A 13,110-nucleotide genomic window follows, 5' to 3' on the forward strand; every position below is an offset into this window, starting at 1 on the left:
CTTTTATGCATCATGGATTCCTGGTCAAGCCAGGAATGACACACTTGGAAAACGCCTGTAACTGTCATTCCTGCGAAAGCAGGAATCCATGCCTTTTAACCGTGAAAAATTTTTTTACCCTGCTTTTTTAAGAGGATACGAAAACGAGAATAATTTTTTTGGACAGTAAAAAAACTATTGCTTTTTTATTTCAATTTTCTATAAAATTAATTATAATGATATCAAGATTGATATTTGACAAATACAAATCCACAATAAGGAACAACAATGGAGGTATATATGGGAACATTTCTTGACTTTGCAGGTATTCTTGTCAAAGGAATATCGATAGCAATAGAGGATGCAAAAAAACAGGAAGGCGGCAGAATCGATCTAAGATACGGTAATCAAGATATACCAACAAGCGCAGAAGCATTTAAGGATGACTTTATCGTTAAGGAAGAGTCATCAAGAGATGAATCAAGAAGAGAAAGGACAACACAGAAAGAGACGATAGAGATATTTACCGACCTTGCTAAAAAGGCGCTGACGGAAAACAACAAGTTCACAATCAGAGGGTTTGGCTCCTTTGTCATCAAAGACCATAAGCCAAGAAAGGCACGTAACCCCAGGACGGGTGAATCCATAGACGTACCAGCAAGGAAATCGGTGGGCTTTAAAATGGGCAAAGACCTTGAAGAGTTAGTCGATAACATGGTCAAAGAAGAACAATCACAGGCACAAGGTTAAGGGTAATAGTTCAGCTATAGATATTGAAATGTTGTGTATAATCAACCTACTGTCAACAAGATAAAATGGGGTCAAGGGGACTGGTCCCCTTGCGGGAGGGGTCTGAGGGGAGGGCGGAGCCGCTCCCCTTCTTTTTTTCTTAGGGGGGTGAACTATTACATCACAGGTAGCAGTCCTCCTCCATTTTATGTGGCGGGGGGGAGGGGATACCTCACTCTGCCGTTGTTCTCTGAATATAGTCGTGGTATGAGGCAGAGTGTAAGGCTGTGGCATAGCCATCTTTGAGGTTGTTAAAGGCGGTTTCCACTTTGACCATGTCCTTTTTCCTTGATGCCAGCTCTATCCTGAATGCTTCGGTTTTCAGTGGTGTTATCCCTGCCTGTGTAAACATGTCTTTCAAGACGTGGGCACATCTTTCGACGGATATATGGTCATTTTTTTCGATAGCATTTTTAAGGTTTTCCATTTCCATGGCATAGTTGTCTACAAAGACGACCCACTCATCAAGGTTCGGTCGTTTGTCACTGTCCTCTGCCATGGTGGTTACCCAGGGAGGCTCTTGTATTTCAAACTGTGGTGGAATTGCGACACTCGGCAAACAGACATCGCTTGACTTAAGCCACACGGTAAATTGAAACAGACTGCCCTTACCCAAGACGCTGTCTACCCATATTTCACCGTTCATCATATTTACCAAACGCTTTGCTATAGCCAACCCCAGCCCCATCCCCCCATACCTGCGCGTCATAGAGCCATCCACCTGTGTAAAGCTATCAAAGATAAAGCGCAACTTATCGGCAGCAATGCCAATACCGGTGTCGCGTACGGAAACATGCAGCATCACATATCCGTATTTGGAGTCGTCATCGGAATCGGCGTCGTGTAGCCGCTTGCCACGTGCATTGTCCTTGACATCGACGGGGTGCATAGAGCTAACAACAGGGGTATGACTGGACAGGTCATACAGTGCCGGGATGATAGCCAGAGATACCTGTCCCTTTTGGGTGAATTTTATGGAGTTTTCCATAATATATGTAAGTACGTTTTTGAGCATATCATGGTCGCCGATAAGCACATCGGGTATATCTGTGGCGATGGTTGTGGTCAGTTTGATACCGGTCTTTTCCGCCTGACGTATCAGTGGCTTAAGTGTGGAGTTGACGGTGTCAGAGAGGCTGAAGGCGGAATTATTTAACTGCATGGAGCCGGTTTCAGTGTTGGAGAAATCTATGATGGTGTTTAACAGAGACAGGAGACTGCTGGAGGCATTTTTAATAAGTTCAAGGTACTCCTGCTGCTGACTTGCCAACTGCGTATTGAGCATGAGGTCGGTAATGCCAAGTACGCCGTTAAGGGGGGTACGTAGTTCATGTGTCATATTGGTCAGAAAGACGCTCTTGGCATGGTTGGCTTCTTCGGCGACTTCTTTGGCTTTTCTGGCTTCATCTTCGGCCTCCTTGCGGTCTGCCACCTCTTGTATCAGCATTTCGTTTGCGGTGGTAAGTTCCCGGGTTCGCTGATTGACGAGGTCTTCGAGGTGGCTGCGATACTTAAAGAGTTCACGGTCGTTTCGGGCACGCTCCAGTGCGTTTACAAAAATCTCCCCACCCACCCTGACAAGGGCAATGACGTCATCGGCCCACGACTTTTGCCCGGCCACGGAATCAAATCCCAAGAATCCTACCAGGTGATTACCATAGACCATCGGCACGGCTACAAAAGAATAGATCGATTTATCGGCGAAGAACTCACTCTCAGCCATTGCCTCCTCCGGCATGTCGGCTGTGTTTTCCACGTACACGTTTTCAACCTTCTCAAGCCTGCCCATCAACCACGACAACTGGCGCACCGATGACATACTGATGTCCTTCATCACTGCTTCGGCCTGGGGCGTGTGTTGCCACTCAAAGACGTCTGCAACCTCCGTTCTGTCCTGGTTAAATATAACGATGTAGGCCCTGTCTGCCCCCAACACCTCACCTATTGCCTTAAGGGCATGGTGTAGCCAGTTCATAACTTCCGTGGGGGAGATCGTTATAAAGGTGGAGGACAGGTGCGTGATTATCTTGATAAATTCAACCAGATAATGTAATCTTTTCTCAGTTCTCTTGCGTTGAACGATTTCGTTTAACATCTGGCGATTGACGTCGGAGAGTTCGGAGGAACCACGCTCCATTTCGTTTTTGTACTGCTGAAAGCTCTTTATCAGATCGGTAAAGACCTTGCTGAGACTTTCCATGTCATCTTCGGCATCCTTGTCAATGGACCGCTTAAACTCACTCTGCGAAATCTCCCTGGCGCTTACGACTAACTCGCCAAACGGACTCATGACCCTCTTTAGTGCCAGTATCGACAGTGTCAGACTCAACAGTATCACTGCCAACAGGATAACCAGGTACTGATGAGCTATCGCTACGTCAACCATGGTGAGCATGACTATGACAATGGCAAGCACGTGCGGCATAACAGTGAGGATGGTCAACCGGCTTTTGAGGCGCATTTTCCTTTTACGCGGTAGTTTCATTGAGTCTTGCCAAGTATCTTGATGAACTCTTTAAAGATATCCAGGTCATATTCCTGGCTGCTGTTACGTATGTAGGACAGGGCCTCAAATGGTGTCAGGGCCTCAAAAAACGGGCGGGAGGTGGTCAACATGTCGTAGTAGTTTGTAATGGAGGTGATCTTGCCGGCAATGTGCATAGTTCCTGCGTTAAGGCCATGGGGATAGCCGGTGCCTGCAATATTTTCGTGGTGTTCCATGACCGGATAGAGTGTCCACTCCGGGACCCCCTTGTACAGCTTGAGGATGTTGGCACCCTCAATGACGTGTTCCCTCAGCAGCTTGATCTCAAAATCGGTAAGACGCTCCTCCGGCTTATTGAGTATTTCAGGTGGAATGGTGGTCTTGCCTATATCATGCAACAGGCAACCCAGACCAATGCCAAAAAGCTCACCCTCTGAGACAACACCAGCCGCTATAGCGGTGGCCACTGAAAACACACTTATGTTGACCGAGTGCGTATAGGTATAATAGTCGTTCTTATTTATTGTCAAAAGATTCGTTATGAACCCCTTGCTGTCCATAATGGCAGCCATGATACCCTCCACGGCATCCCTGCACTCCTGCACCTTTTCGCTACTGTCAGGGTTGCTAAGAAGCTCCTGGACAATAATCTTGGCATTCTCCTTTACGGCTATATTTTTGATCTGTTGGGGATTAAGGCCTCCAACTCCCCCCTTTATCGCACATTTGATATATCCTTTAAACTTTGGGGTATCTTTCTTTTCTATCAATAATTCGTTAGCCGGGCTTACCATCTCGTCGTTTAACAGTATTTCCCTGCCCTTGTACTGCACAAGCGGCTTTATGGTAAGGCCGTTCTTTATGTACAAGCTGAAGTCTATCATACTGCCACTAAAAAGGCTCGAACTGTCAACACTCAGGAGTTCTTCCTTCATCTTAACGTAGTTCTTAAACTGCTCTTCTTGTGTAGCCGCATGGCCTTGATCCGGCACTGCCCCCACGCCGGATTCTCCACTACCGGAGGCACCACCCTTTGAGGGTTTGTTCGGCGCATTGCTCATAATATCAGCGCCCTTATACGTATCTATAAAGACATACTCTATTGCCGTTTCCTTTATCTTCTCTATCTGCTCAGTCGTCTTTATAAGAAAGTGGTGTTTCAAAAACGGTGTCTTAAACCATGAGGCATCCATGCCGTCTATAAACATCCCTATAGCTAAATCCTTTGTCAAAATCCTTTTTCTCATAAGCACCTCTATAACGTTTTTACCAAGATTGATTATAACAAAAAGTGAAAGGATTGTGCAAAAAAACAATGACTGTGTAACATCGGTTACCTGATTTATATAGCAGATTTCGATTGGATTAAATACAAAACACGTGGCATTTTTACGGGGTCAAGGGGACTGGTCCCCTTGCGGGGGGTTCTGAAGGGGGGCGGAGCCGCCCCTTTCTTTTCTTATATTGCACACAATCGAAACGCTCTATATACAACATGAAAATCACATCGATGCAGGATAAAAAAAAGGGGGAATATGTTTCCATATCCCCCTGGCTCTGATTACTTTTTTAGTTACACTCTTGTTTTTGCATGATATGGATTTCAGCGCGCCTGTTCTTCTTTCTACCATCCTTTGTTGTGTTGGGGAACGCCGGACGACTCTCGCCATAACCGTGTATGGCAATCTTTGAGGCATCTACGCCGCCGTGTTTGATGAGAAACTCCTTAACGGCATTGGCCCTTCTGGTAGATAGACCCATGTTGTACTTGTCCGTACCGATGCTACAGGTATGACCGTCAACGTTTATTACTGCCTTGGGATACTTCTTGATTATTTCGGCTGCCATATGGAGTTCTTTTTTATACGCCATCTTTATGCTATACTTATCGAAGTCAAAATTGACGATCTTAATAACGGCGATTTCTTTGTCACATTCGACCTTTTTAGGGGTTGGTGTGGGAGCCGGTGTTGGCACAGCCCTTGCTTCAGGTGTTGGTGTGGGAGCCGGAGTTGGTGGCGGTGGCGGTGGTGTCGGACACAGGGCCTTGGCCATGTCTGTTGCCTTCTTTGCCTTATCTATACCCTCAGCCGTGTGACACGCCCAGTAGACATTATAGGCATCATCCCGCATTTTTTCTGCTGCCTTAAACTCCTCGGGGCACTGCTTATCCTTACCGGCTGTCCTTGCTGCCTCTACTGCCCTGTCTGCCTCAGGCAATTCCTTGTGGTAGTACCACATGGCCCTCTTAGGTGCAAACTCCATTCCGGCGCAACCATAAAGCGCTGCTATAGACACCAGCAGCATCAGTAAGAGAAGCCTCCTTAACTTAATACTTTGTTTCATTACAAATTACCTCCTTATGTTCTTAAGTGTACTAATATTTTACTATATATATCTTACGTAAAATGACACCTTTTTGTCAAGGGGGCGAATTGCCTCATCTAAAATCTATACGAAGTTATAATAAACCTCATATAACAACATTATCTGAGATTATACACAAAATTCTTCCACCCGGTGATGAAATTGATAACGAAGAGAAGGATTGGAGTGCTACCAGAGTTTGAAATCATGAGAATCGTACCGTAGTTACCGCAGACCTCGATGTGGTTAAACACACGTTTTGCCTCCCTTTTCACGCGTGGGTAACAGCAAGATGGGGTCAAGGGGTCAGCGACCCCCGGCTCAGTGGGGGACTGGCCCCCTTGCAGGGGGATTCCAAGGGGGGGCGGAGGGGGTGGGGCACCCCGGCCACAAGACGCCCCCTTGTTTGTTTTTTCTTCTCAGGCGTTCAGCAAGAGCGGAGGTTGGATGAACAACTGACAGTTTCCTTCCTTGACGGCCTCGATGAGGACCATTACGGCGCCGGAGTCGGCACTGGGATGAATGAACCGCACGGTGGCCACGGAGAACCTGTGCCTTGCCAGAACGTCGATGACCTCTATGAACCTGCCGGGATGATGTATGAAACAAAACCGTCCCTTGCCCCTGAGCAGATAAAAGGCCGCATGTACCAGTTCGGGGAGGGTGAGCAGGATTTCGTGTCGGGCGATGGCCTTTTCCTCAGTGGGGTTGAGCTTGCCGGTGCCAACCTTTCTAAACGGCGGGTTTGACACCACCAGGTCAAAGGTGTTGGCCTGCATGTGTCTGGAGACGTCCCTGATGTCGATGTTGGCAACTGTTACGCGGTCGCTGAGTTCGTTAATGCCGACGTTTCTGAGGCAGAGGGCTGCCAGTTCTTCCTGAACCTCTATCAGCCCGACGTGGGAATCGGCAAAGCGCCTGGCGAGGACAATCCCGACGATCCCTGAGCCGGCTCCGAGGTCTGCAATGCGCCGCGGGTACTTGACCCCTACAAAATCCGTCAGCAGGAGGGCATCACACGAAAACCGGTATCCACCAACCCGCTGGTATATCTTAACGTCCCTTACGACGTCGAGGCTTAGGTCCATTAATCACTGGATTGTCATCAAGGTCAACCTGGTTGAGTTTCTCAATGAGATCGCCACGGCGAAACGTCGCCGAAAGCTGTTGAGCAGACAGTTGGGGGTCTGCATATAGCTTTTTTAGTGCCTTGTCCACTGCATCAACGGCACGTTCAAAGTACTGTTGCACGTTCTGCTCAAATAATCGTTTAGAGTCATCAAATCTTTTGTGTGTTAAATCCTGTAAGCTGCCTCCTAAGTCCTGTAACAGGTATTTTCCCATCTGCATGGCGATAAAGCATGAGGCATAGCGAACAAATAACGGGGCATCCTCCGGTGGTCTTTTTCTCTTGTTTTCGGCATAACGATAGATGAGGGTTGCAATGATCACTTGGGCACCGGTTAGATCATCCGTGAAGATTGTGCCGTACAGTTTTCCAAAATGCTCTCTGGTAAAGAATTTAGCCTGATGTGGTTTTTGTCTCCAGACTGACAGGATGGCCTCAGCGGCTACACTGGAAGTTATCTCCGTTGACTTTGCCTGAGCGTCCACTCGCTTGCGACGATAGGAAAACTCCAGTTGAGCGATATCCGTTTCAAGACGCTTTTGCGTTTTATCATTGGCCAGTAGATCAGAGAGTTCGACAGGGTTTTGACTATTGGTTGCCAATATGATATTGCTTACAAGGTCTTCGTTCTCACTAGGGAGTTGATAGAGTCTGATCAGTACATAAGCACCATAAGGTTGTTCCTCGTATGTTACATCTTTTAATGTTTTGAAGATAGTCATACACGTCTGGCCGCCGTTGATTATCTGGAGGTTTTCCACTTGTACCTTGTAGTCTCCGCGTTGCATCTTATTGTAGGAGAATTTATCGCAGGTCAGTGTGATACCGTTGTTATAGAAATAGAAATTGCAACAGTCTTCCGTCTTTTTAATAGTATCCAGGATTGCCTCATTAACCCTGTTTCCGACAAGACCGAGATAGCGTCGTATGTTTCTTTCCAGCAGACGTTCTCCATGTTTGTCTATGAGACCGGCGATCTCTGTTATTGCAATCCTGCCAACCAGCACCCGGACAAACTCAATATCTTCCGTAATAATGCTGCCGGCAAGCTGAATATTGTCATTGACCTTCTTTGTACTTTGCAGGATTGTCAAGAGGTGATCATGATTGACGTGTTCCCAACTGACCTGGTCTACAAAGGCAGCTCTCTGGATGTATTCCTCGCCAACCTCATTCCATTTGAGGCCGTTATTGCAGACAAACACCCTGACCTGAGGGATGTAACCATCCTTAATCAGAGAACGAACCTCCTCCACCTTGACGGACAAAGAAGGGTTGATATACTTAAGCGGTGAACTCGGATCAAAAAGACATCCTATAATGTTAGTAAGTTTCAATATCCCTGTTTCCGGAAAATTTGCGTCTGCTTCAAGATTGCGTTTGTATTTCCCTTGAAAAAGTCTGACGAGAAACTCACCTTCGTGCTCTTCAGAAATATGTAGCGCATCTATGCCAAAATCCCCCCCACCTTCGGTCAGACATTCAAACGCCTCATCATCGGTCATGTTCAAGATTGTCTTGACACATAAATAGACAAAGGCAAGAGAAATAAGCCTTTCTTCATCACCAATGCCCAACTCCTCCCTTGCACGGTCTCTGATATCATTGCAAATGCCTGTTAGTCTTTGATCGATGATCGCCGCACTGATATTCATTGTACTTCCTCCTTATACAAGCTACTTGCGTTTGTACTTGATGGCGAGGATTGCCTGGTCGCGGAGGGTTTTGAGGTAGCGCAGGGTCGTCGAACTTATGTTTAGGTCTCCGGGGTTGTCTTTGTCCATGTAGATTACCCCTATGGGCATCTTGCTTATTATGATTGGCATGAGGATAAACGTCTCCACATCAACCAGCTTCACAAACCACTGGGGCAGACGCAGCTTTATACGTCTGTCGTTGATGTCGTTTACGAGCAGGTCCATGTCCTTGTTTATCGCCGTGTTAAATACGTCATCTGAGCTACCATCCATAATAAACCGGAAGTTCTTCATTATCACAAAGACGTTGTCGCCAAAGCCAAACCTGGCCTCCATGATGTTATCACGCGCACTCTTGATACATATGATGATCCGCTTAAAGCCAAGACCGCGAAACATTATTTCCAGGATCATCCTTAACATATCGTTGAGAGTAAACTCCTCGGTGAGGGTGTTTGTCACCTCCTGAATGCCCCTAAGAAGCAGAGACTCTGAGGGTTCCTTTGCCCCACCTACGTTTACATTGCACTCTAATAGGTGTATGCCACCTATGTCTTTATACTTCTCGTCTTTTGTTGGCATAGGGGGCTGTCCCTCCTCCGATTTATCAGCTTTCTCTGTCCTTGCAAAACTCAATAACTGTCTGGCCATCTTTATAAACGCAACATCACTGAGATCAATGCTATAGGCGGTTGCATATTCATGTATCTCCTTTAACGATGCCGTCAATATGCTGTTGATATCCTCCACTGCAAGCTTAAAACAGTTCCTGTAACGGTGTATCAGAGAGCCTATCGCCTTAGTCCAATCCTCCGCCGAACCCGTTGACCTGGTGATCAGCGAGCAGAGGTCGTTTGAAAAGCCCACAAATGCCTTCAACATATCTTCGTCATCTGCCGGTTTGGGGATACTCGACTGTGGCGCCCTGTTCATGCTGTGTATTATCTGAGTGGGCAGGTGCCATTGTCTGGCAAGCTCTATGCCGAGATTTTCATACGATATCCCAAGCACCGTGTAGGATGCCCTCTTTTCATCATCATCGGTCTTTGCCATTAACTCTCTGACCCTTTTGCTCTCAACGGGCAGATAGTAGGTTGTCACAATCTTGCCAAGGTCAAAGAAGATGCCGCACAAGAATGCCTCCTCTACCTTTTTGTCATCCAGGGTGGAAGCCAGCTTCCTCGATACCACGGCGCCAATGAAGTTGTTTATCAGCGCACCACACAGCTCACTTGCCAATTTCTTATCCCGCAGGTTTTCAAACAGCATCAGGGAAAGGGCGGCATTGCGTATGTGGTCTAGGCCAAGTATATAGACAGCTCGCGATATCGTCGTGATCTTGCCGCTGTGCTGTGTGTTTATGTAGTACACCGTGTTGACCATCCTCAGAATCTTGTTTGTCAGGGCAAAGTCCTGCAGTATGGTGTCGGTCAGCTCCGTGATCGTTGCATCACTTTCACGCGATGCCTGCTTACTGACCAGGTTGATGGTGTGGGACATTACCGGAAGCTCATTACCTTCCTGTATCTTCCTTCTCAATTCAACAAGCGTCTCTTCTTTTGTTCTCATTGTAATCCTTCAAGCGTAAATGTCCTCTTACTGAGTCCTATGTCAAATTCCCTGACCTTTTTATCAAGGGCAGTGTTTTCGGTATCAAGTATGGTGACGTACTTTTCAAGCTCCATTGCACTGTGGGCAAACTCATTAAGCATACCCTGCAGTACCCTGGACTTTTGTGCCGCCGGCGTGTAACGCTCATGTACCCTGGTGTTGATTTGCGTGATGGCCTTAAATCTGTTCAGGATACCCGATACCGTATCTTTGTAGCCCATGAGGACTACGTTGTAGCCCTTGAGATTGGCTATCATTTTACCGTGCTTTTGCAGTTCCTCGCTGTAGAGCGAAATGAGTATCTTTTGCTTTTGTATCGTTGTATCGCAATCGTTTTCCTGGACTGCTATCTTGCCGTCCTGGTCTTTTATGACCCTGTTAAATCCCTCAAAGGCCTTGTCCCACAGTTCCAGGTTACAGATGTCCTGGGTCCTGATGACCTTTATGATGGCATTGAGGTGGTCAATCATTAGCACGTGCAGCTCCTTTATCAGGATCATCCTGGGATTTTGCTTTATTTTTTCATTTGTTGCTTCCATATCTTTCCGGGCCTGCTGTAACATTTGAGACAGAAACTCCTGCAACGCCTCCATCTCCATCTCCTGCATCGCCTCTATCTCAAGATAGCTTTTGTACTTAAAATAATAAAATACACTCAGACCTATAAATAACAATAGCAGCTCTATTATATAAATAAACACTATAAGATTTAACTTTATCATCAGTCTACACAATTATTTGTGGGGAATGGGTTTCAGGGCGGATTTCGCCATCGGAAGTGTCCTACCCACCCCCCCTGTCGCCCCCCCCTGTCGCCCACCCCTACCCCCTCCCACAAGGGGAGGGGTGCTTTCAGGCTTCTTAAACGACATTAGGCCTTGGATTTGTCTACGAGGCGGTCCTTTTTGAGCCACGGCATCATGGCACGCAGTTGGGCGCCTATTTCCTCTACCTGGTGCTGCTGCCCCCTCTTTGTAAGTGCGTTGAAGACGGGCTTGTTTGCCTTGCACTCAAGTATCCACTCCCTTGCAAACTGTCCTGATTGGATTTCATCGAGGATCGTTTTCATTTCTTCTTTGGTCTTTTTGGTTATGATGCGAGGGCCACGTGTGAGGTCGCCATACTGTGCGGTGTTGCTTATGGAATAACGCATGTTTGATATACCGCCTTCGTATATGAGGTCGGTTATCAGCTTGACCTCGTGCAGACACTCAAAGTATGCCATTTCGGGGGCATAGCCGGCCTCAACCAGGGTCTCAAAGGCGGCCTGAATAAGCGCAGTCAGTCCACCACACAACACCACCTGTTCACCAAACAGGTCTGTTTCGGTCTCTTCTCTGAAGGATGTTTCGATGATACCGGCCCGTCCACCGCCGATTGCACTGGCATAGGCCAGGGCGATGTCTCTGGCATTTCCGCCGGGGTCCTGATTGATGGCGATCAGACACGGCACCCCGCTGCCTTTTACGTACTCACTGCGCACCAGATGACCGGGGCCCTTGGGCGCCACCATAAAGATACTGGTCTGCGACGGGGGGGTTATCTGGCCAAAGTGGATGTTAAAGCCGTGGGCAAAGGCCAGATACACCGACTTTTGCATGTACGGGGCTATCTCCTCGTTGTATATGCCAGCCTGAAACTCATCTGGAAGCAACATCATGATAACGTCGGCCTCTCTGGCCGCATCCGAAGGGGTCATCACCATAAAGCCTGCATCCTGGGCCTTCTTCCAACTGCCGCCCTTGCGCAACCCAATTGTGACATCCATGCCGCTGTCTCTGAGGTTATTGGCATGGGCGTGTCCCTGACTGCCGTAACCCATTATAACGATCTTCTTGTCCTTCAAAACACCAGTACTGGCATCTTTATCATAAAAAATCTTGACCATCCTGCACTAAACCTCCATGATTTTTTTATATATACACGTTAATGTTTCCGTCTTTAAGTCCCTGCCAGTTCAACGACGCGTTGCACACTGACGGGGTCTGAGACAGAGTAAATGGCCACATTGGAATCTATCCGTTTAATGAGGCCGCTTAACACCGTCCCAGGTCCAACCTCTATAAACGTATCCACACCGGCCTGCCGCATGGTCCTGATGGAGTCCTCCCACAACAGCGGACTCTTCAACTGCCTCAGCAACGATGCCTTGATCCCCGTAACGTCACTGAGGACTGCGGCATCGGCGTTGTTGACTATCGGAATGGATGGTGTGTTAAATGTGATGTTATCAAAAAAGGCGTTTAGTTTTTGTGCAGCCTCCGCCATCAGCTCACAGTGTGATGGCACGCTCACGGCCAGGGGTTTGGCCATCCGGGCGCCGGCTGCCTTTGCGGCCTCTATGGCTTCCTCTACTGCCTTCTTCTGACCGGCGATGACTATCTGTTGGGGGCAGTTGTAGTTTGCCGGGGCAACGTAGCCACTTGTCACACCCTGGCACAGTCCCTCCACCTGTTGTCTGTCAAGTCCCACGATGGCCGCCATCAGTCCCTGTCCTTCGGGGACGGCCTCCTGCATGAGTTCTCCGCGCTTTTGCGTCAACACCAGGGCGTCTCTGAGGGAGAGCGCCCCCGCTGCCACCAGGGCGGTGTATTCGCCAAGACTGTGGCCGGCCACCATTGATGGTGTAATTAATGCCTTTTGACCACTGTTGCGCAGAACCCGATACAGGGCAATGCTCGTCAGTACAAGGGACGGCTGCGTATTGACGCTCCTGTTGAGCGCCTCCTTGGGGCCATTAAAGCACATGTTGCCGATATCATACCCCAAGACTTCGGCGGCCTCCTGATACAGCGATTTTACGCTATCGTACTGATTATAAAGGTCAAGCCCCATGCCAACGGCCTGACTGCCCTGACCCGGAAAGACAAAGGCTATCTTATTCATTACGCCTTACCCTCTTTTATCTTTTTTATCAACATCGGGACTATCTCATAGACATCGCCGACGATCCCGTAGTTTGCGATGTTGAATATGGGGGCCTCGGGATTCTTGTTGATCGCTATAATGACATCTGAGGACTGCATACCCACCATGTGTTGGACGGCCCCCGA

10 protein-coding genes and 1 pseudogene are annotated in these 13,110 nt (G+C 47.9%); 1 reads left to right on the top strand and 10 read right to left on the bottom strand.

Annotated features, from left to right (window positions below):
- Positions 1 to 279 precede the first annotated feature (279 nt).
- Positions 280 to 729: an HU family DNA-binding protein gene (locus tag HWQ67_RS04875; protein ID WP_218251526.1), complete on the top strand. Its 450-nt coding sequence runs from the start codon at positions 280 to 282 to the stop codon at positions 727 to 729.
- 211 nt (positions 730 to 940) lie between these two features.
- Here HWQ67_RS04875 and HWQ67_RS04880 read toward each other — a convergent pair whose 3' ends face one another.
- The 10 genes and pseudogenes from HWQ67_RS04880 to HWQ67_RS20425 form a co-directional block, all read right to left on the bottom strand.
- A complete protein-coding gene (locus tag HWQ67_RS04880; protein WP_218251527.1) occupies positions 941 to 3,253 on the bottom strand; it encodes an ATP-binding protein in 2,313 nt (770 codons plus the stop codon).
- Positions 3,250 to 4,500, bottom strand: coding sequence for an HD-GYP domain-containing protein (locus HWQ67_RS04885; protein ID WP_218251528.1), 1,251 nt, complete (start codon positions 4,498 to 4,500; stop codon positions 3,250 to 3,252). The genes HWQ67_RS04880 and HWQ67_RS04885 overlap by 4 nt, the downstream gene beginning before the upstream one ends.
- A 322-nt stretch (positions 4,501 to 4,822) precedes the next feature.
- Positions 4,823 to 5,599: an OmpA family protein gene (locus HWQ67_RS04890; protein WP_218251529.1), complete on the bottom strand. Its 777-nt coding sequence runs from the start codon at positions 5,597 to 5,599 to the stop codon at positions 4,823 to 4,825.
- A 440-nt stretch (positions 5,600 to 6,039) separates the two neighbouring features.
- Positions 6,040 to 6,708, bottom strand: coding sequence for a tRNA1(Val) (adenine(37)-N6)-methyltransferase (locus HWQ67_RS04895; RefSeq protein WP_218251530.1), 669 nt, complete (start codon positions 6,706 to 6,708; stop codon positions 6,040 to 6,042).
- Complete coding sequence (locus HWQ67_RS04900) at positions 6,674 to 8,404, bottom strand: AIPR family protein (RefSeq protein WP_218251531.1); 1,731 nt, start codon at positions 8,402 to 8,404, stop codon at positions 6,674 to 6,676. The genes HWQ67_RS04895 and HWQ67_RS04900 overlap by 35 nt, the downstream gene beginning before the upstream one ends.
- A 21-nt stretch (positions 8,405 to 8,425) precedes the next feature.
- Positions 8,426 to 10,015 carry an HDOD domain-containing protein gene (locus HWQ67_RS04905; RefSeq protein ID WP_218251532.1) on the bottom strand — a complete coding sequence of 530 codons (1,590 nt, stop codon included), beginning with the start codon at positions 10,013 to 10,015 and terminating at the stop codon, positions 8,426 to 8,428.
- Positions 10,012 to 10,779 carry a hypothetical protein gene (locus HWQ67_RS04910; protein WP_218251533.1) on the bottom strand — a complete coding sequence of 256 codons (768 nt, stop codon included), beginning with the start codon at positions 10,777 to 10,779 and terminating at the stop codon, positions 10,012 to 10,014. The genes HWQ67_RS04905 and HWQ67_RS04910 overlap by 4 nt, the downstream gene beginning before the upstream one ends.
- Positions 10,780 to 10,928: 149 nt before the next feature.
- A complete protein-coding gene (gene ilvC / locus HWQ67_RS04915; RefSeq protein ID WP_218251534.1) occupies positions 10,929 to 11,945 on the bottom strand; it encodes a ketol-acid reductoisomerase in 1,017 nt (338 codons plus the stop codon).
- Between the two features lie 53 nt (positions 11,946 to 11,998).
- The gene (fabD, locus tag HWQ67_RS04920) at positions 11,999 to 12,943 is read right to left on the bottom strand and encodes an ACP S-malonyltransferase (protein WP_218251535.1); all 945 of its coding nucleotides are present in this window, start codon (positions 12,941 to 12,943) and stop codon (positions 11,999 to 12,001) included.
- Positions 12,943 to 13,110 (bottom strand): annotated as a pseudogene (locus HWQ67_RS20425) (electron transfer flavoprotein subunit alpha); the annotation flags it as partial. The pseudogene HWQ67_RS20425 and the gene fabD, both read right to left, overlap by 1 nt.

The organism is Candidatus Magnetobacterium casense, assembly GCF_019173545.1.
GTDB lineage: Bacteria > Nitrospirota > Thermodesulfovibrionia > Thermodesulfovibrionales > Magnetobacteriaceae > Magnetobacterium > Magnetobacterium cryptolimnobacter.